Source organism: Paenibacillus rubinfantis, assembly GCF_001486505.1.
In the GTDB taxonomy this organism is placed as follows: domain Bacteria; phylum Bacillota; class Bacilli; order Paenibacillales; family Paenibacillaceae; genus Fontibacillus; species Fontibacillus rubinfantis.
Genome location: NZ_LN909066.1, coordinates 307,123 through 327,126 on the forward strand (window position 1 = coordinate 307,123; position 20,004 = coordinate 327,126).

18 protein-coding genes are annotated in these 20,004 nt (G+C 53.3%); 4 read left to right on the plus strand and 14 right to left on the minus strand.

Features of this window, described 5'->3' with window-relative positions; genetic code table 11:
* Nucleotides 1-38: 38 nt before the first annotated feature.
* Nucleotides 39-1,067 carry a SepM family pheromone-processing serine protease gene (locus BN3277_RS19000; RefSeq protein WP_059045440.1) on the minus strand — a complete coding sequence of 343 codons (1,029 nt, stop codon included), beginning with the start codon at nt 1,065-1,067 and terminating at the stop codon, nt 39-41.
* A gap of 181 nt (nt 1,068-1,248) precedes the next feature.
* Here BN3277_RS19000 and BN3277_RS19005 point away from each other — a divergent pair, with 181 nt between their 5' ends.
* Complete coding sequence (locus BN3277_RS19005; protein WP_232436466.1) at nt 1,249-2,478, plus strand: nucleoside recognition domain-containing protein; 1,230 nt, start codon at nt 1,249-1,251, stop codon at nt 2,476-2,478.
* A 14-nt stretch (nt 2,479-2,492) separates the two neighbouring features.
* On the opposite strand, the gene coaD is transcribed toward BN3277_RS19005, so the two are convergent.
* From coaD to BN3277_RS19025, 4 genes are all read right to left on the minus strand, one after another.
* The gene (coaD, locus tag BN3277_RS19010; protein WP_059045442.1) at nt 2,493-3,005 is read right to left on the minus strand and encodes a pantetheine-phosphate adenylyltransferase; all 513 of its coding nucleotides are present in this window, start codon (nt 3,003-3,005) and stop codon (nt 2,493-2,495) included.
* On the minus strand, nt 3,002-3,601 hold the full coding sequence (gene rsmD, locus BN3277_RS19015) for a 16S rRNA (guanine(966)-N(2))-methyltransferase RsmD (protein ID WP_059045444.1): 600 nt from the start codon (nt 3,599-3,601) through the stop codon (nt 3,002-3,004). The genes coaD and rsmD overlap by 4 nt, the downstream gene beginning before the upstream one ends.
* A 303-nt stretch (nt 3,602-3,904) precedes the next feature.
* On the minus strand, nt 3,905-4,435 hold the full coding sequence (locus BN3277_RS19020) for a hypothetical protein (protein WP_059045446.1): 531 nt from the start codon (nt 4,433-4,435) through the stop codon (nt 3,905-3,907).
* Between the two features lie 55 nt (nt 4,436-4,490).
* Nucleotides 4,491-5,198, minus strand: coding sequence for a glycoside hydrolase family 73 protein (locus BN3277_RS19025; RefSeq protein WP_059045448.1), 708 nt, complete (start codon nt 5,196-5,198; stop codon nt 4,491-4,493).
* A 152-nt stretch (nt 5,199-5,350) separates the two neighbouring features.
* On the opposite strand from BN3277_RS19025, the gene BN3277_RS26125 reads away from it, so the two are divergent.
* Nucleotides 5,351-5,941: a hypothetical protein gene (locus tag BN3277_RS26125; protein ID WP_232436467.1), complete on the plus strand. Its 591-nt coding sequence runs from the start codon at nt 5,351-5,353 to the stop codon at nt 5,939-5,941.
* Nucleotides 5,942-6,051: 110 nt separating this feature from the next.
* The gene (locus tag BN3277_RS19035; protein WP_059045449.1) at nt 6,052-6,729 is read left to right on the plus strand and encodes a tetratricopeptide repeat protein; all 678 of its coding nucleotides are present in this window, start codon (nt 6,052-6,054) and stop codon (nt 6,727-6,729) included.
* A 79-nt stretch (nt 6,730-6,808) separates the two neighbouring features.
* Here BN3277_RS19035 and BN3277_RS19040 read toward each other — a convergent pair whose 3' ends face one another.
* The 7 genes from BN3277_RS19040 to BN3277_RS19070 all read right to left on the minus strand — a co-directional run bounded on the left by BN3277_RS19040 (nt 6,809) and on the right by BN3277_RS19070 (nt 16,794).
* On the minus strand, nt 6,809-9,970 hold the full coding sequence (locus BN3277_RS19040) for an MMPL family transporter (RefSeq protein WP_059045451.1): 3,162 nt from the start codon (nt 9,968-9,970) through the stop codon (nt 6,809-6,811).
* Nucleotides 9,967-10,416, minus strand: coding sequence for a MarR family winged helix-turn-helix transcriptional regulator (locus BN3277_RS19045; protein ID WP_059045453.1), 450 nt, complete (start codon nt 10,414-10,416; stop codon nt 9,967-9,969). The genes BN3277_RS19040 and BN3277_RS19045 overlap by 4 nt, the downstream gene beginning before the upstream one ends.
* Before the next feature lie 170 nt (nt 10,417-10,586).
* Nucleotides 10,587-11,021, minus strand: coding sequence for a GNAT family N-acetyltransferase (locus BN3277_RS19050; protein WP_059045456.1), 435 nt, complete (start codon nt 11,019-11,021; stop codon nt 10,587-10,589).
* On the minus strand, nt 11,006-11,692 hold the full coding sequence (gene rpiA, locus BN3277_RS19055) for a ribose-5-phosphate isomerase RpiA (RefSeq protein ID WP_059045458.1): 687 nt from the start codon (nt 11,690-11,692) through the stop codon (nt 11,006-11,008). Before rpiA ends, BN3277_RS19050 begins: the two co-directional genes overlap by 16 nt.
* Nucleotides 11,693-11,850: 158 nt before the next feature.
* Nucleotides 11,851-13,116, minus strand: coding sequence for a bacillibactin exporter BcbE (locus BN3277_RS19060; RefSeq protein WP_059045460.1), 1,266 nt, complete (start codon nt 13,114-13,116; stop codon nt 11,851-11,853).
* An 83-nt stretch (nt 13,117-13,199) separates the two neighbouring features.
* Nucleotides 13,200-15,569 (minus strand): RNA polymerase recycling motor HelD, encoded by a 2,370-nt coding sequence (gene helD, locus BN3277_RS19065; RefSeq protein ID WP_059045462.1) that lies wholly within the window; start codon nt 15,567-15,569, stop codon nt 13,200-13,202.
* Nucleotides 15,570-15,765: 196 nt separating this feature from the next.
* Nucleotides 15,766-16,794, minus strand: a complete 1,029-nt coding sequence (locus BN3277_RS19070) for an FUSC family protein (RefSeq protein WP_059045464.1) — start codon at nt 16,792-16,794, stop codon at nt 15,766-15,768.
* A 141-nt stretch (nt 16,795-16,935) separates the two neighbouring features.
* On the opposite strand from BN3277_RS19070, the gene BN3277_RS19075 reads away from it, so the two are divergent.
* Complete coding sequence (locus tag BN3277_RS19075; RefSeq protein ID WP_148501081.1) at nt 16,936-17,469, plus strand: hypothetical protein; 534 nt, start codon at nt 16,936-16,938, stop codon at nt 17,467-17,469.
* A gap of 101 nt (nt 17,470-17,570) precedes the next feature.
* Here BN3277_RS19075 and BN3277_RS19080 read toward each other — a convergent pair whose 3' ends face one another.
* Together BN3277_RS19080 and BN3277_RS19085 are read right to left on the minus strand one after the other, a co-directional pair.
* Nucleotides 17,571-18,650: an AI-2E family transporter gene (locus tag BN3277_RS19080; protein ID WP_059045468.1), complete on the minus strand. Its 1,080-nt coding sequence runs from the start codon at nt 18,648-18,650 to the stop codon at nt 17,571-17,573.
* An 89-nt stretch (nt 18,651-18,739) separates the two neighbouring features.
* Nucleotides 18,740-19,858 carry a lactonase family protein gene (locus BN3277_RS19085; protein ID WP_059045470.1) on the minus strand — a complete coding sequence of 373 codons (1,119 nt, stop codon included), beginning with the start codon at nt 19,856-19,858 and terminating at the stop codon, nt 18,740-18,742.
* Between the last annotated feature and the right edge of the window lie 146 nt (nt 19,859-20,004).

The following is a 20,004-nucleotide window of genomic DNA, read 5'->3' on the forward strand; positions in this document are numbered from 1 at the left end:
CGTCATTCAGGGGGAGTATCGCCTGAAACAACATAAGCTTACGAAGCTTTCGGCTCCAGCGAAGCCAAATAATTTAAGGCGTCGTCCAACTTCTTCACCGGCACCAGCTTCATCTTCGTACCGATTTGCTCCGCCTTCGCCTTCGCGTCTTTATAGTTTGCCTCCGGTACAAAAAATATTTCCGCCTTTTCCCGGTCCGACGCCACGATCTTAAATTGGACCCCACCGATCGCCCCAACCGTTCCGTCCTCGGCGATCGTACCGGTGCCGGCCACCCGGTAACCTTGGCTCAAATCACCCGGAGTCAATTGATTGTAGATCTCAAGCGTAAACATTAACCCGGCGGACGGACCGCCGATCCGGGTATCGACAAACTGCACTTCCTTGGTCGGATCGGCCGCCTGCACTTTGCGGAGCTCGCCTACTGAGACGCCCAAGCCGGCTTTTCGGCCTCCGTCGGCCGCCGGGATCTCCACAAGCTCTACCTGCTGCTCGACGGATTTGCCCTTGCGTTCCAGCCGGATTTTCACCTGATCCCCCGGTTTATCGTCTTGCAGCAGCGCCCCGAGATCTTCAAACCGCTTGACCGGCTGCCCCTTCACCTCACGGATGATATCTCCGGAATGGAATTCGCCTTTCGGCGGGTTCTCTTTGGATAAGCCAACAATAAAGACGTACTCCGAGATGACATCGTATTTGACGCCGGCCTTATTGTAAGCCGCCATCATGGCGCTTGATTGGGAGCTGCTCATGTAATAACGCTGCTGGGTTTCATATTCCTCATCATTGCGGTCCGGTTCCTTGCGGACGATTTCGGCATGCTTATTAAAACGGGCTGTCGCCAGCATCCACACGTTCGCATAGCTGACTGAAACCGTCGTCAGCATAAAGGTTCCTTTTTCCTCCGGATCCCCCGACTGGATCGAAATCATCGGTTTGATTTCCTCCGCCGTCCCCGGCTGATTGATCATATACGGGGTAGACATGTATACGACAACGTATACGATTACGGCCATCGTCAGGACGTATAGCCCCGATCGGATCGCTTTGGCTCTGGATGGTCGCATCCCGTTCTCCTCCCTTCTGTACAGCAGCGGCGAACTCCAATTCTTCCTTGTGCTCGGCCGCCTTGGGATTACCGGCTCCATGAAACCGGTAGTCTGTCCTTGGCTGCTGATGCATAGCATGTACTATGCGCTAATTTGCTATCGGTCTTTATCTAATGACAAAGAAGGTGGAACTATACATATGAATTTACGACGTTGGGCCACCAGCCCGCTTTCCACGTTGTTCACCGGATTTTTGGCCGTCTTGGTCGTGATCTGCGTCGTCTATGCTCCCGGCGAAGCCTTCAAAGCCTCCGGAGAAGGCTTGGCCATCTGGTGGCGGATCGTGTTTCCGGCCCTGCTGCCGTTCGTCGTGTTGTCGCAAATGCTGCTTGCGTCCGGGTTCGCTCACGGTCTAGGTTCTTTGCTTGATCCCTTTACCCGCCGTGCCTTGGGATTACCCGGCTCCTTCGGCTGGGTGCTACCGCTTGGCATGACCGCCGGGTTCCCCGCAGCCGCTGAAGCGGCGGTCACGCTGTATAAACAAGGGAAAGTGACGGCAAGCGAAGCCGAGCGTCTGACGGCTGCAGCCCATTTCTGCAGCCCAATGCTGCTCGTTGTTGTGATCGGCGCAGGGTTCATGAACCGGCCGGAGATCGGCTTACTGCTGTTGGCTGTGCACTGGGCCGCCGGATTGTTGGCCGGCATCACGCTGCATTGGGTGTTCCCGGACCGCTCATCCCCAGCAGCGCCTCCTTCGCCGGCAAAGGCAAAGACTCCTGCCAAACCGCGAGTTTCCGGGCTGCGCCTGGCCCTGCGCCGCATGGAGGAAGCCCGCCGCGAGGACGGACGCAGCTTCGGCAAGCTGCTGGGTGATTCGGTTGCTTCCGGCGTCCAAACGCTGATGATTACCGGGGGATATATGCTGATTTTTGCGGTTGTCATCCACGTGATTCTATTGGCTTTGCCCGACCACACTTTCTCCGTTGCCGTAAAAAGCGCGCTGGAAGTCCACCTCGGCTCCTATGCGATGTCCGAGCTGGCTCCGTCCCTGCCCCCGGCACTTGCCGTCTCCCTGCTGGGGGCGGCGTTGGGGTGGAGCGGCTTATGCGCTTACCTGCAAGTCCGCGCCATCCTGGGACCCGCCGGCATTGGCGAGCGTTCTTTTTTGCTAAGCCGCCTGCTTCATGCAGCCTATGCTTACGTCCTAACGTTGCTGTTATGGAAGCCGTTCACCCGCTGGCTGCCGGGTATCCTCCCGGCCTTTGGCGACGCCCGATCGGCCCCTTTAGGAAGCGACACCCCGGCCGCCACGCTGCCAGGTTGGCAACAAGCGTTCGGGGTGATGGAATGGCAGCTATGGATGCTGACCTTACTGACGATCGGCTTTGTGGCCATCGCGCTCTTGTGGCGTCGACAAGACGAACTCTAAGCCGATCCAGGGCTTCAGCTGGGCCCTAGCTTCTCCTTAAACTTCCCGCGCAGCGCCTGCTCTACTTCCGGGGGAACGAGATCGCTGACATCCCCGTGGAAGCTGGCGATTTCCTTCACAACGCTGGAGCTTAAATACGAATATTTCGGGTTCGTCATCATAAAGATCGTCTCAACGTCGCTGTTTAACTTATGGTTGGTGGAAGCCAACTGCAGCTCATATTCGAAATCGGTTACGGAGCGGATGCCCCGGACGATCACATGGGCTTGTTTATAATCCATATAGTTGACCAGCAGGTCTCGGAAGCTGTCGATCTCCACGTTTGGCAGATGCTCGGTAGCTTCGGCAAGCAGCGCCTTCCGTTCCTCAACGGTAAATAGCGGCTTCTTGCTTAAGTTGTTCAGCACGGCTACAATCAGCCGGTCAAACTGACGCGAGGCTCGCTGAATGATGTCCATATGCCCTTTCGTTACGGGATCAAAGCTGCCCGGATAGACCGCCACCCGCGGTTTCCGTTGTTCGTTCATGTTGTTGCTCCTCCTTGATCGTCGGTTTGAACCGCGTTTGGCTCGGAATCGTAGGCATAAATCGAGACGGCGGTTTCCCCGTATTCCGCTTTGCGCAATTGCCTGAAAGGCCCAAACCGCTCGGGATAAGCATACGAGGATTCGTATTCGAGCACGACCGTCGCCTGCGGCGCAAGCAGCTGTAGCTCGTCCATCAGCAGCATCAGCGCATCGCCGTGTTTCAAACGGTAAGGAGGATCCAGGAACACCAGATCAAATACCGCGCTTCGTTTCGCGAGGGCTTTCAACGCACGTTCGGCGTCGTTCTTGTATACTTCGGCATTCGCTTCGAATCCGACCGTTTTTAAATTTTGCCGGACCGTTTCAATGCTTTTGAATTCTTTATCGATAAAAACAGCCTTATCCATGCCGCGGCTAAGCGCCTCGATCCCGAGACCCCCGGTCCCCGCAAACAGGTCCAGCGCGGCGCCTCCGTCAAAGTACGGCCCAATCATGCTGAATATCGCTTCTTTTACTTTGTCCGTCGTTGGCCTTGTCCCCATGCCGGGAACGGCTTTGAGCGATCTGCCCCGGGCGCTGCCCGAAATGACTCTCATCGATTTGTTCACACACCTTTAATATGCCTGGAAAATTCCTGTCGATATCGTACCATAATCCGCCTTGGAATGAAAAACGAAAAAAATCAAACAAAATTTCTGGACCCGAGGTATAAAACCCCCTTGCCCGGACAAACTTAGATTATCGACATCACCAAATGTCGTAGACAACCGCGGAGAAGACTTACGTTTCCCCATAAGCTCTTCGTCCGGTTTCTCCTCTCCCATGATGGGCGTCCCGCAAGGGATGCCCGGACAAAAGCCCTTGTAGTCAGGTTTTCTACGAGGGCTTTTGTCCTTTTTTTATTGGCGATCCGCCAGTTCCTGGCGCAAGTTGCTAGCTTCTTCTCGGGAAGAGGCCGGGGTAACGAGGCATACCTCCGCTTCGGGAAACTGCGGATTCGTTAGTTCCGGAGTAAGTTGCGACTGAGGAACAAACCATACCAGGCGTTCTATATCTCCATCGAAATAAACCTGCCCATAATGACGGATGTCACTCCCTTCAAAATGAGTCGTTGGATACCCGTTCTCTAGAAACAATTCCGAGTAAACCCGTCCGTTTATCTCCACCGTACCTCTAAATTGATCGTCTCCCTTGTCATAATAACCGTCAAACGAGATCCGAACCGGCGATGTGAACGCAGGGTCCTCCTCCATCCAAGCGATACCTTCAACGGTTTTCGTCAGTTTAACCGGAGATACGTTCTCGATGTACCACCATGTATAAATAGCCGCCAGCAGAACGAGCCCGGCAGTCGCCGAAATCCATACGCCCTTACGAATGAGAATCCCTCCTTCACGGTGGTTCCTAAATCTTCCAACCCATCGTACCACCGGAGAAGCCTGATGACAACCGCTTGCTTTCGCATGGGAACGCCCTAAAAGGCGCTTATTTATTTTTATCAAACAACCCCCGGCGGTGCATCACCGTGATGATTCGGTAAAAATCAACACTGCCCTGCTCGGGGTTCTTGAGCAGCGGGTCCCCTTTACTGTAATTCACCGCTGCCGCTACCGCTTCTTTAGCCCAGTCGGGGATCCCCGGATGTGTCCATTTCTCCAGGTCGGCGATTTGCTTCGCTTGCTCGCGAACCGTTTCCTGGAGCGTTTCGAATTGTTTCTTTTCCTCCGCAGTCATCGGTTCCTCTCCTTTCGCTTCATCATATTGCTCCAATTGATAGGTTTCCATCAACCGAATCAGCTTAGATGCATATTGCGGATCCGTGGCGTATCCGGCTGCAGCGACGGCCCGCGCCGCTTCAGGTCCCGACTTCCGAATGGCACCGGCATACCGATTCGCCGATAATAGACGGGCATGGTCAGCAATGGACTCCGCCCAGGATCGATACTTGCGAAAAGCCGCGTTTACCGTTACCGACTTACCTCCTCGGTATTCCGTCGTGGGCAGGATCAAGCTTCCCGCCGGCCCGCTGCCCTTCATCCCAAACAAATTGTTGCCCTCGGCAGCTAAACGACTGGCGCCCCAATTCGATTCCAAAGCAGCCTGGGCGATCGTCAGTGAAGCCGGTATGCCGCTATCGCTCGCCTTCGCGACGGCAAGAGGTGCGATTTTCTCAATAAACCCGTTTTTGTCCATAATGTGATCACCTCCACCTATAGTTTATGAATCCGTTTGGACGAGGGATTGGACCTTTACCTTGCCGGTCCAAAGATGCATAGCCGTAGACCCGAGGGGTAACCTAACCTTGGTTTCACAAACTAACCTAAATCGAGGAGGATGTTCAGCTTATGTACAACAATGTCAGTCAGCAAATCCGTGAGATCGAACAAACGATGCGTCAATTGGAGCAACAAACCCGTCAAGCTACGATGATGTATCAGCAAATGCTGCAACAGGAGCAGCAAAATGCCATGCAGCTAGAGGAACTGGCGCAACGGGAGCGCAGAGCGGTACAAACGATTCAAACGGCATTGCACGGACACCAAACGGCCATGCAGCAGTTCCAACGCGTGGCGCAAATCGCCGGGCAGTTGGAGCACAGCGTTAACTCGATGTCCGGGATCGGCACAAGCTACACGCAGCCGAGCGTAGGTCAAACCTCCTACAGTACGCAAGGCATCGGGCAAAACGGCTACAGCGGGGGCAGTATCGGCAGCTTTGGCTCCGCCGTCAACAGCCATATTTCGAACATGTCCAGCTCAGGTTCCCTTAGTTCCATAGGTTCCGGTTCCGTTGGCTCCATGAGCTCCCTGGGTTCGGGTTCCGCAGGCTCCATGAATCACATGGGTCCCGTGGGTTCCATGAGCTCACAAGGGACAAGTTCGAACACCGGTTCAAGCTCAATAGGTTCCACAGGTTCGATGCGCAGCTTCCAATAATAAGCAAAAGGGTTCAGCCGCCTTCACGGGCGGCTGTTCTCATTTGTTTCCTCGCCCTCCTTACCCTGTGTTATAATTGGAAATTATGATGACATGGGTGGAGGACCTAAATGAGTAAGATATTTCTGTTTTTTCTCTTATCTTGGCTGCTGGGCAATCCTTTTCTCGCCATTATCGTACTGCTGTTCATCCTTTATTTCATCGATCGGCGTTATGTCGGATTATTTCCGAGCCTTAGCAAACCGTTTAAGCGCAGTCGCAGCATTTCACGGCTTCGGCAGCAGTTAGCCGCCAGCCCTTTTGACGTTTCCGCCAAACGCGAGCTAGCCCGCCTGCTGCTGGAACGGAAGAAATATGCCGAGGCCTACCAGTTGCTGGAGGAGGCGAAAGACGCCTCCGAATCGTCGGCGGAGTTTTGGGATGATCTGGGAACGGCCTGCTTGGGGCTTGGACGAACCGATGAAGGCGAGGCGCATATCTTACATGCCCTAAGTCTGAACGAACGGGTGAAGTATGGGCAGCCTTATTTGCGCTTAGCCTCCGCATTCCGGGAGCGCGACCCGCAGAAGGCGCTCAAATACGCCGCTCAATTCGGCGAAATTCAGTCCTCCTCCAGCGAAGCCTATTACTTGCTTGGAAGTCTTTATCAGTCGCTGGGCAGCAAAGAGGAGGCCAATCGAGCCTTCAGCGAATCGATCGCAATCTATCGCTCCCTGCCGAAATATAAGAAGCGCCAAGAGCGAAGATGGGCGCTGCGCAGCTTCCTGAAGCGCGGGACATTGGGTTAAAAACGGGGCATACCAATCAAAAAGCCGGCTTCTCTCCGGATTGGAGAAGAAGCCGGCTTATTTATGCCGGATTACCCGATTACAGGTTCAGGCTGTTTCCTTGCTCGGAGTTCTCGCCGATGCGGCGGTGGAACGGCCACCAGTTGCCTTGACCGAACATCTTCACCATCACCGGGATGAGGAACGGCAGGACGATTACCGAGTAGAGCGCCAGGCCGGACAAGACGAGCGTGGCGATTTGCAGCATGGACATTACCCCGGATGGATACATCGACGCCATCGTGCCGCCGAGAATCACCGCTGCGGACAATATAACGGTCCCCATGTTGCGCATCGAATGCAAGATCGCATCGCCAACGTTCCATTCCTTGTTCTCGTTGAATCGATCCATCAGGAAGATACTGTAGTCGACGCCCAGCGCCACCAGCATGACAAACCCGAAGAACGGCGTTGCCCAGCTTACGCCTGAGTAGCCGAAGATGTCGACGAATACCCATTCCGTAAATCCGATCGAAGCATAGAACGTCAAGACCAACGACAGGATAATATATACCGGCATCACCAGCGAGCGAAGCAGCAGGACCAGGATAATAAAGATCCCGGCCAACATCAGGATGACCGTCCGTGTATAGTCGCTGCCTGAAATGGTCTTAAGGTCATTAAATGTGCTGGATACGCCGCCGATCGCAATGTTGGCATTCTCCAGTTTCGTTCCTTTAACCGCCGTATGAACAGCGGATTCCACTTCACCAACCCGATCGATCGCTTCCCGTCCGTAAGGATTGCTGGAGAAGACTACCTCGAGCTTCATGACCTTGCGGTCCGTGGATAAATACGTATCAAACACCTGCGTAATTTGCTCGTTCTCGAGGGCTTCCTGCGGAACGTACCAGCCGTCCAGCCCGCCCTCCGTACTGCCGACCTCTGTCAAGTAATCCTTCGCGGTGTTTAACCCGCCGGACACCTGCGCTAGGCCGTCCACACTTTGATCCAGCCCGTCGGTCAATTGCGTGATTTGACCGGCGAATTGGCCGAACCCGGTTTGAATCTGTTCTTGCCCGTTTTGAATTTGCGCCAAGCCGGATTCGACTTCAGGCAGTTGACCCACGATCTTCCCTTGACCGTCCGCCGCCTGCTCGAGGCCGTTTTGCAGCTTCGCCAACCCGGCGACGATTTGATCCAAACCGCCGGCCAGCTGTTTCCCGCCGGCCGCCGCTTGAGCATAACCTTCGTTCGCTTGGTTCAGCCCTGCGGCCACTTGCCCAAGCTGTTCTTCGATTTGCTGCAGACCGCCGGTTAACTGACCTAGCCCTTTGCCGGTTTCGGTCACCGTCCCGCGAATCGTCAAATAATCTTGATCCGCAGCCAATTCAGGGAATTTCCCCTCTAGGCTCGTGAAGCGCGCGGTTAAAGCGGTTAACCCCTGTGAGGCTGCGCCCAATTGCTCGCGAATTTGCGTAAGACCGCCACCCAGGCCGGAAACGCCTTGGGCTAATTGTTGATATGACCCCAGCAATTGACTTTGCGCATTCGCCAAGTCCTCGGCGCTTTGTTGCGCTTGCTGCAATCCTTGCTTCAACTGACCGGCGCCAAGCGAACCGTCCCGGATCCCTTTCTCGATCGCGGTGAGACCTCCGGACAGCTGAGAGATTCCGTCCTTCAGCTTAGCGGTCCCGTCCACCAGCTTCCCGGTGCTGTCGGCGGCTTCCTTAAGCTTAGGCGCGTTTTCCGACAGCGCCTGACTGGCTTCCGACAGGCCGCTTTGGATCTTGCCGAGGCCTTCCCCGCCTTCACCCAGCCCTTCGCCGACGGTTTTCACCTGATTGCTCAAGGCGAAATCCTTAAGCGCTTCGCCCGTTGGGCGGCTCACGCCCCGAATGCTTGCCACGCCGTCCGTCTTTTCCACCTCGCGGCTAATTTTTTCGGCTAACGCCATATATTCCGCACTATCCATCCGCTCGTCATTTTTAATAACAATGGTGGACGGTAGCGATTCACCCGGCTCGAAACTATCGGAGATGATGTTATATGCTTTAACCGATTCGTATTCATCCCCGATCTCCTCCATACTGTTGAAGGAAACATTGCCGCTATACGAAATCAGGAACGGCACGGTCACCGCAGCAACGATCAGCAACGCCGCCCATGGACGCTTCAAGGAGAAGGTGCCGATGCCGCCCCAGAACCGGTTCTCTTTATGCTCCAGTGAACCGCGGACCGGCCAGAACAGCTTGGTCCCAAGCACCGCCATGAAGAACGGAACGACTGTAACCAAAGCCAATAGCATAACCGCGATGCCGACAGCTACGGCAACCGCTGAGCGGTACAGCATGAACTGCGACAAGCCGATTGTCGAGAAGCCAACCAGAACCGCCAATCCGGAGAAGAATACCGTTTTCCCCGCCTTCCGGTAGGTCTGAACGATCGCTTCCCATTGGTCGTCCGTATGCTGCAGCTCTTCCTTAAAGCGGCTGATCAGCAGGATGCAATAGTCCGTCCCAATCCCAAACATCACCGCCACCATAAAGATCTGCGTGTACGTCGAAATCGGGAAGTTGATGGAATCCACCAGGAAGGCCACGATGGATTGGGACACCAGATAGCTGAGTCCCACCGTCAGCAGCGGAATGAACGGTGCCACTACAGAGCGGAACACGACGAACAGGATCAACATGATAAAAATAACCGTGAAATATTCCGATTTCTTCAAGCCCTGTTCCGAGCTGACAATCATATCCTCATTGATCTGATTCTGCCCGGTTAAATAGTGCTCGACCTTCAGTGAATCCAGGTTTTGGCGGATGTCCTGCTCGATTTCCTTCAACGGTCGCTGCTCATCAAAGACCGACAAGGAGGTGAGCACCGTTTTGCCGTCCTTCGAAATCAGCTTCTCCTTCGCTTCCGGCGTCCCGTATGGATCCGTGATCGAAGCGATACCGATCTCCTCCATATGGTCGCGTAAAGCACCAAGCCCCTGCTCAATTTCTTTGTGGTCGGCATCATCGATGCCTTGCTCATCATGGAAGACGAGGGCGATTTGTGTCTCTTTCGCTCCGCCTTTCATCTCGGCCACTTCCGCTAAAATAGCAGATGCTTCAGAAGAGGAATACCCGTCAGGAACCGTAATTTCCCCATTCTCCCGCACCAAATCTGCCATAGACGGCGCCGTTAACATCAATGTGGCCGCTAAAGCGATCCACAGCAGCAAGATCCACCATCTTGCCTTCAGTATGAACCTCATTTCCCCGAACTCCCTTCACCAATCAATCTGGCTAATTTCTCAAAAGCACTGATAAATCCTTCAACCTCTTCCGCGCTGAAATGCACCAAATACGTTGAGACCGTACGCATAATTTGCTCTTGAACAACATCGTAATTTTGTTTCCCCTGCTCCGTTAGGGTCAAGTAAACGACGCGGCGATCCTCCTCATCCCGAGTCCGGTGCAGCAACCCCTTATCCACCATTCGCGTAATCATAGCTGTGATGGAGCTTTTGCCTACCCCAAACGTATCGGCCAATTCTGTTGAGGTGCACCTGCTGCGGGGGGCGATATACTTCAAAATTTGAAATTGCTCCATAGTGATATCCTCTTGAATAATATCGCGGATCTGCCCGTTCAGCCGTTTGGTGACCTCGAAGTAAGCCGCCATATACCGCTCGATCAGCTGATTCGACTCCAGATTCACCTGCCGAATCCCCCCTGTCTTCCGAACAATCAACTCGTCCAGTTAGTTCTATAGTAAAATAGTTCGACAATGAAACTATAGGCGATTGCACCCTGAAAGTCAAACATCTTTTGATCGTAATTCAAAGAAGGCCGCAGGGTCTCCCCCGCCGCCTTCAAACCGGTTGTATATTATTCCTCGTTGTTCTCATCCACTTCATAAATGCAGCGAAACCGCTCTTCTCCGGAAGCTTGATCCTGAAACCCGGTGATCTGAAACCCGATGCTGCGAAAAAATTCCGCCCCTTCCTCATCGGTGACCGCCTCCATCCGCTCTGGTCCGGCTTCCGTTAGGGCGAGCAGCACCAAGGCACGGCCATACCCCTTCATCCGCTGCTCCGGATGGACGGCAAGATGAGTGATTTCAAGCGTTTGCGATGCGGTCACGCGGTAGCCGATAATTCCGGCTATCGCGCCTTCCTCCTCATAACCGTAAAGCTTGTATGGATCGCCGGCCCGATATAAACGAACCGCCGTCTCCAGTGCGTCCGGGTCGAACAAGACCGCGTATTCCAGCAAGTCCTGAATCGCCGGCTCGTCCACCCGTGAGTTTATTGATTTGAACATGGAGCCTCCTTGATTTCCGTACGGCCATCCTCATAACCAATCACGACGGTTTGCGCGATACCGACAAACAATCCGTGCTCGACAATACCGGTCATGGCCTTCAATTCGTCGCTTAGCTGGGCGGGATCGGCGATTTGGCCAAAGGCCGCATCCACGATAAAGTTGCCATTATCGGTCACATATAGCTGATCCCCTTGCATCCGCAATTCGAATGGCACGTCGTAACGGCTCTTCAGTTCCCGCAGCGTCCATTCGTAACAAAACGGAACCAGCTCAATCGGCAGCTTGAAACGCCCTAAGCTGGAAACCATCTTGCCCTGGTCCGCGATAACGATAAACCGGTCGCTGTTGATGGCGACCAGCTTCTCCCGGAGCAGAGCCCCCCCGCCGCCTTTAATCAACGCCATCTGCGGATCGACCTCATCAGCCCCGTCAATAGCCAAATCCAATCGTCCCACGTCTTTCGCTTGAACCAATGGGATATGATATTTCGCGGCAAGCTCCTCCGATGCCTTGGAGGTCGCAATCGCGCGGATTTGCAGCCCGTTCCCCACCATCTCGCCGATCTTCTCAATGGCGTAATAGGCGGTTGATCCCGTTCCGAGACCTACCGTCATTCCATCTTTCACCCATTCTGCAGCGCGGTAACCCGCCGCCTGTTTGGCATTCATGTCTACCCCTCCAACATCATGACGATTCGTACCCCTGCCCGCTTGAACACGTCCGCCCAGCGGCACTCAGCTCCTATCATACCAAAAAAGCCCGGACAATAGAACAGCAGCGTGTCCCAAAGGGGCCGCTGCTGTTGGGATGACCCCTGCCGTTCCACTTAACCTTGATGCAAGGGTCTTGCCACTTTTGTACGTTTCCGCGGTTCTTTGGGCTTAACCGCCCCGCCACGTCCTGATTCTGGCTTCACCATGGTCAGCAGCAGAATCACCGCCACCAGCGAAACCCCGGCGATGACGAAGAACATCGTCATGTGACCGGCCTTCATCAGCAGGGACATCACCGGAGGACCCGCCGATACGCCGATAAACCGCATGCTACTGTAAATCGATGTAATCGTACCGCGCATTTCCTTGTCGATCCCTTCGGTGATCAAGGCATCGGAGCTGGGCAAAACAATCCCAATGCCGGCTCCGCAAACGATCAAGCAAGCGATCACAAAATAAATATTACTAAAAAAACCGATTCCAAATAAAGCCCCGGTGGATAAAATCAACCCGACAACGCCGGACCATTTCATCAGCTTCTTATCTTTGCCGATTTTTTTGCCGGTAATGAAAGACGCCAAACATAACGCCGCCAGCGGAATCGCCAGCACCAGCCCTTTGATTACACCATCCAGCCCGTGTTTTGTTTCCAACTGCTCGGACAGATAAAACAGCACCCCGAACAGCAGAAACATGGAAATGCAGCCGATCGAAAATATCGCGTATAGCCAGCGTCCTTTTTGCTTCAGCACGTCTTTAACAGCAGAGATGAATTCGCGCAGCGGTTTGGCTTTCTCCCGATCCTTGGGTTCATGTACCAAAAAGATCACCAATAGCAGGGAAATCAGACATAATACCGGAATCGACAGGAGCGGTACGTACCAAATCCAAGCGCCAAGCAGTGCACCTAAGATCGGGCTCAGTACCTTACCGAACGTATTGGAGGTTTCAATCACGCCTAAATTGTGACTGACGTCCTCCTCGCTTTCAAACAGATCCCCGACAAGTGGCAGCACGATGGGAAAGGCGCCGGCCGCTCCGATCCCTTGCAGGAAACGGCCGCCCAATATTAACCAGTATACGGCAAGCCCTTCCGTGAACCAGTCCGCCACCCCCGCGATACATCCGCCGACGCCTGCGACGATCAAGCTGGGTACGATGATCGCCTTGCGGCCGAATTTATCTGAAAGATAGCCGGCAACCGGGATCAACAAAATGGCCACTACGGCATAAACGGTGATCAACATGCTTACCTGAAAGGAGGTGACATGGAGCTCGCGGGCAATTTGGGGCAAAATCGGAATCAGCATAGAGTTCCCCAGCGTCATGATAAGCGGTATGGATGCCAAAGCAATCAAATCGCCTTTTTTGCCGACCATCTAACCATCAGGCCACCCTTCACGAAAGAAGTTTAAAACAGACCCGGTTAGTGTGATTCAATTTGCGGAAATTATACCGCTCTTTAAGGGAACAGAATATAGGTCGACTTCGCCGCTTCCCGAATAAATCGACTGGGTTCTCCCATGGAATAAACACGCAGTAAATGCATCGCTCGCGTACAGGCTGTGTAAAACAGCTTCCGTTCGGCTTCTCTCGTGTATTTCCGATCCGAACCGTCATAGATCAGCACCGCATCAAATTCCACGCCTTTCGCCAAATAAGCCGGAATGACATGAACCCCCTTCTCGAAGGATAATGTCGTTTTCTTGATCAGCTTGACCGGCAGCTTGGCGCTAAGCCGCTCGTAGGTATCCAGGCTTTCCTCCGCCGTTTTGCAGATCACGGCAATCGATTCGTATCCGTCGGCGCGCAGTTGGGCGATCGTTGCCTCCAGCGAAGCATGGAGCTCATCGACATCGCCGACAAGGTGAACCTCCGGCAGGGTGCCTTCGCGATTAAACGGTACTATCGTCTCCCCGCCAGGAATCATTTCGCGGGTAAACTCAACGATCTGGCGAGTAGAACGGTAGCTTTGCACAAGCGTAATCTGCTCGCTCTCCTCCGCACCGTACAAATCGGTGAGCACAGAGGATTGTTGAAGCACCGAGGCATGCGCATAAATCGCTTGATTCAAATCGCCCAGCGCCGTCATCTTGGCCCGCGGGAACAGCCGTTTCAGGAAGAACAGCTGGAACGGCGAATAATCCTGTGCCTCGTCGATGATCACGTGACGAATTGAGGTGTTGGAGCGGAAACCAAGCAGCAGCTCTTTTAAATAGAGGAAAGGCGTAATATCTTCATAAAACAGCTCGCCTTCCGCAATTTTTCGCAGCGACTGCTCGCAGATGTCGTCCCAATGCTCAGGAAGCCCTTCCGGGTTGACCTCTCGGATCATGGACTGGTCGCTGAACAGCTGCATATACAGCCGTGTTACATCGACGAATCGCAGCGATTTAACCCATTTACGCAGCGGCTTTAAACGATCGCTAACGACCATACGGGCCAAGATCGTCTTCTCATCCTCATAATCGCTGAACGAAAACCCTTTTCCCTGTTGCTTGCGCCGCATGCGCTGGTACGCCCGCTGGTAGTCCTCCGTGTCCAGCAGCTGAATTTGCTCTTCCACCCAAGGTTGATCGAGCTCCAACTTCCCAAAAGCCGCAATTTCCTTCAGCAGCCATTCCTTCAACAACTCGCAGCGATTCGCCAGTCGGATCGCCGGATCAAAGCCATAAAACTGCCGGGCGATTTCCTCTGCACCGACAATCTCTCTTCCCTGGAAACGCAGCGGTTTAAAAATCATCCCTTTCTGCTCCAGCAGCTCCTTGTACCGCGTAATCGCGTGTAGAAACTGTACCGATGATTTAAAGCGAATCCCGCTGATCCGAGCCTGATATGCTTCGTCTTCAGGAGCGGAAAGCACATATTCGATCTGCACGAACGGATCCTCGAGCTGGAATTCCCTCCCGAGGCGGTGCTCGAGGTATTCCTGAAACGTCGTTTGCTGCATATTCTCTTCGCCTAATTCCGGGAGCACCGTCGATACATAACTGTTAAACATCGGGTTAGGCGAGAACAAAATCATCTGGTCCGCCTGCAGCACCTCACGATGCTTGTAGAGCAAATAAGCAACCCGCTGCAAGGCGGCCGAGGTCTTTCCGCTCCCGGCGGCCCCTTGCACGATCAACATTCGGCTGCGATCATTGCGGATAATTTTATTTTGCTCGCGCTGAATCGTGGCTACGATGCTCTTCATCTGCGCATCGGAGCTGCGACTCAGCACCTGCTGCAGCAGCTCATCTCCAATCGTGACGCCGGTGTCGAACATCAGCTTGATGCGGCGCCCCTGGATCACGAACTGGCGTTTCAGCGACATCGTTCCCGCGATCGTACCGGACGGCGTTTCATAGGAAGCCGGACCGGGGACGCTGTCATAGTAAAGGTTGGAAATCGGAGCCCGCCAATCATATACGAGAAACGTTTCGTCTCCCTCTTCCAGCAGCGAAGCGATCCCAAGGTAGATGGCTTCTTCCGGTTCGCCATCTTCGGCGAAATCGATCCGGCCAAAATAAGGCGATTGCTTTAAACGTTTCATTTTCCCCAGCGCGATGGACGCATGCTGATGGCTTTTCTCCCGCTCCGCGAGCACCTGGGACTGCTGCCGCAAGCTGGTCGATGTCTCGCCAACATCGTCCGCTTCGCTGAAATTAACCGTCACCTCGTCCCAAAAGTCCTTCCGCATCTCCACGACGTCTCCGCGAACGCTGCCAACCTCCCGTTCGAGTTTACGGATTCTGGCGTCGATTTGGTCGGCCACATACTCTACGCGGCGTTGTTCTTCCTGCCAAGCCTGATCTGTATGATCCAATTGAATCGCTCCCTTGAATGGCATCTAAAACATCCACAACCGATCTATTGACAATCAATCATAAATATGATATAATTGAATCAGGTTGATTGCGACTGCACACATTTAGTTTGCGGTCTATTTTTTATTGTATCAAGAAGCACCTGACTTATCAATCTAGGTCTACGCGATTTATGACATGAAAGTCCTGCCCCAAAGGCAGGACTTTTTTTATTTCGCACTAATCGCCGGCACCTGACGCGGAGTGGTCCGCCAACCGGTTTAGCCGCTCCAATTGATGCCCGTATTCGTACATCTCGGCCGAGACGATAGATAGGCGCAGGACGCCCGTGCTTTCGGCTGCATATCGGTCCAGCATCCGCCGCAAAAACTCGTCGTTCTCCGTTTCGAATTGCAACGATTCGCTGTAGCCCGGCTTCAGCTTGTCATCAAACTTCAACATGACATGCTCATGAAACTTGGTCAGCTTCTCCAAATGCTCATCAAACTCCCGGTTTAGTTCCGGCGTACGAGCCGCCTGGAAATAATGCTGCTCCACCGCGTCCAGCACCTCGAAGCCCTTGCGAAGCGTGCGCAGCATCTGCTTATATACGACCAACTGACGATGATCGCTAAATTTCGGAGCTTTGATCTTCTTCTGATCCTCCTCCATGAGCTTGTACTTATCGGTCAATTGGCTGATCGCATCCTCCAACTCTCGCTTATCGGAGCGAAAAACCGACTCTTTGATCTCATCGGAGATCGCCGTTCGCAGCAGCAGTGACAGACGGTCGAACTTTTGCCGGACTTGCTGTTCGAACTGCACCTTCGGTTTGGGCGGGAAAAGGACAATATTGATGATAAATGCGGAAAAAATACCGATCAAGCTCAATGAAAAACGGTTTAACGCAAATTGCCACTGACCGGAAGCTTCCATGACGGAAACGACCGTAACCAGCGTAATACCGATGGTATCCCCCATCTTCAATTGTAAACAGATCATAATGACCAGAATGCAAACCAGACCGACCGCGATCGGTTCATTTGAGAACACCATGCCCCCCAGCATAGCCAATATGGCCCCTAACGTATTCGTCTGCAATTGATCGATCAAATAACGCCAGGAACGGTAAATCGTCGGCTGCATGGCAAAAATCGCGGCGATCGCGGCAATTACCGGCGAAGATAGTCCCAGCAGGGCACCGGCATATAAAGCCAGCGTGACCGCAACCCCCGTTTTCAGCATCCTTGCGCCAAATGTCACTTCCATTCCCCCTACGTTCCACGACACATTCCATTTATTTTAAGCGAATTTTTAAGAAATATTAAGGTTCGTTTCAGATATCCTGCGTTTTTTTGGTCAAAACTGATGAAGGCAAGGACCAAATTATTCTAAACGAAGAGGTGAAAAATGTCTATGTTTATGGAGAACTTGAAACCGATGGCCGGCAAATTGACCCTTGCACTCCTGCTTGCTGCCGGTTCGGCCGCTACGGCGGGCATCGCATATGCCGAGACAAGCGCGCCGGCGGAGCAACCGCAGCAGGTGAGTCCAAACCCGTCGCAAGCGGAAAAGAAGCACGCTCCGCACGGCCATTTCCGCGGCGGTCATATCGTCAAAGACACGGCCGAGCTGCTGGGAATGGAACCAAAGGCGCTGGTCGAGCAACTGAAGCAGGGGAAAACGCTGCTGCAAATCGTTCAGGCCGAGAAGGGCTGGAGCGAAGAGGAATACCTGAAGAAGTTGACCGAAGCGGCAAACCGCAATATCGATAAAGCGCTCGCTGAGGGCAAAATCGACCAGGAGAAGGCGAATAAGATCAAATCCAAGCTCCCGGAAAAGCTGAAGAAGGTCATCAACCGCTCTTGGAAGGATCGCGAGCCTGGACATCCCACAGCGGATTACCAGAATAATCAGATTAACTGGAGCCACCTCCCCCACTAATGGGAGCAACAGTTTCAGCGAAGTCCATGAAAAAAAACCGCGGGGCTACCTATACGGCAGCCCCGCGGTTTATTGTCTCTTGCCTCGTTGAACGCTTGCGATTAATCGCGATCCGGCGTATCCGACTCCGCCGCCGCGAGTTTTACCGCCGCAGACGGATGTACGCCTACGGGCACCTCAACGATATCCAGCATGAAGATAAAGATCGGAACCCCCACGATCAACCCCCACACCCCAAGGAAATGCTCGGAGACCAGCAGGATCAGGAAGGTGAAGAAAATCGGCAAATGCGTCTTGTTGGACATAAATTTCGGGTTCAGGAAATACGTCTCAACCGCATGAACAACGGCGACCATCACCAGGACGTAGACAATCTTGACCAATCCGCCGATTTTAAAGGCAATTGCACAGAGCGGGATCAGCGAAATGATGACGCCCATCACCGGAACCAGTCCAAGCAGGAAAATCATAATCGCTAAAGCGATCAAATTCGGAAATCCAAAGATCCAGAGAAAAATCGTGGATAAGGCCGCATTGACGAGCGCGATCAAAAATTGCACCTCAATCACTTTGCCAAAGGATTGGACGAATTTTCTTCCAAAGTACTCCAGCTCCTTGAACAGCCCGCCGATCCGGCTTTGCCGGAACAAGACGGTAAAATTCGTGACCTTTTCTTTTTCCAGCAGGAAAAACAAGCTTAGCACAATCGCGATAAACAGATTTAAGCTCCATTCCCCGATATCCGTCAGCGTGCTGAGCACGAAGGTAAACCCGTTGTTGATATAAGCCGATAGATCGATATCCTTCAAATATTCAACAATGTAATTCAGGATCGGGTTATCCGGCAGCACCGGTGGGTTGGAATAGAAGGAGATGACCTGGTTAACCAAGTCGGTTAATTCGGTGAGCAACACCGGCATATAGTAATAGATCGCATAGCCAAGCAGTGTAATCAGCACGACGTAGATAAACAGCACGGTGACGGTTCGATTGATACGAACCACCTTGGCTACGTTCCGGCTGATGAAATTGTGCAGACGATTGATTAAATACGTCAGAATAAACGTAATCAGCAGCATGTTCAGCATACTGCGGGCGAAATACAAAATGAGGACGACAAACAGCAGGGCAAGCACCCTGCGGAATCCCGCCATCTGAAACAGTTCCTTAAAAAACGTCATGAGTCACAAACGGCTCCTTCAATAGTTACTGGAGGAAAATCCCCTGCGTTAATCTTAAGCGAGCCGTTGCGACTTTGCAAATAAAATAGTTAGAACCACACCGGCTTGACGCAGACCGGTTTGGATACGGTTACGGTTCGGCCGGTAAACGTCAATCGGCCGCTACCGGGCGCAACCGCAAAGACGGCCAGCAGATTGTCGTCCCGGTTCGCTGCAATCAGATGCAGGCCGTCCGGGGTAAGCGCAAAATGCCGCGGGTGTCCGCCTTGGCTGGAGACATGCTCGACCAGCGTCAGCCGTCCGCTCTCCGGATCGATCGCGAACTGCACGAGGCTGTCATGGCCGCGATTGGAGCCATAGAGATATCGGCCATCTGTCGAAATGGCAACCTCCGCCGTGGTGTTCTCCCCGGCGTAATCGAGCGGCAAAGTGGACACCGTGTCCTGCAGGACCAACTCCCCGGTCGCTTCAACATAAGAAAAAAGAGACAGCGAGGAATTCACCTCATTGATGGAATACAACCATTGCCCATTCGGATGGAACGCGAGATGACGAGGACCGGCCCCCGGCGGCGTCGACGCTTCGCTCTGGTACACCAACCGGCCGGTTTCGGACTCAAACGAATACACGACAATGCGATCCAACCCCAAGTCGGCGACCAATGCGTACCGGTTATCCGGACTGAAGGCCACGGAATGAGGATGCGGACGGTCCTGGCGTACCGGATCGGCCCCTTGGCCTTCGTGCTGCTGCTCGTTGACCAACTTGCCCACCGCTCCGTCCGCCCGAAGTTCCACAAGGCCAACATTCCCGCCGTGGTAACCCGATACGACGGCAAACCGACCGCTTCGATCCAGTTGAATATGCGAGGAAGAAGGTCGGATCGTAAGCTCCCGATTCAATTCGCGCAGCTTGCCCGCGGAATCAAGATCAAATGCAATGATCTCACCGATCCGTTCACCCCCTTCGGTCGTTTCGGAAATAGCATATACCTTACAACGCTCGGCGTTGACGCCAAGGAAGGTGGGATTTTTCATCCCGGTGGCCTGATCCAAGAGACGAATCTCCCCGCTGGCCGAATCCATTTCATATGTGTAAACTCCGGGATCGTCCGCTTCCGCATACGATCCCACAAATAACAATAATCGAGGTTGTGACGCTGACAAGTGAATTTCCTCCTTTATAAAGAAGCTTGTTTGGGATAACATCCTCTCTATTTTTTCCGATATGAACCTAAAAGTCCAGTCCAGGCCGAGAAAAGTTAAAATTTTTAATATCAAACGGTCACCTACCCAAATTGGTTAAAATATGATATACTGTAAGCGCTTCCGAAAGCATCTTCTAAAGGGGGATT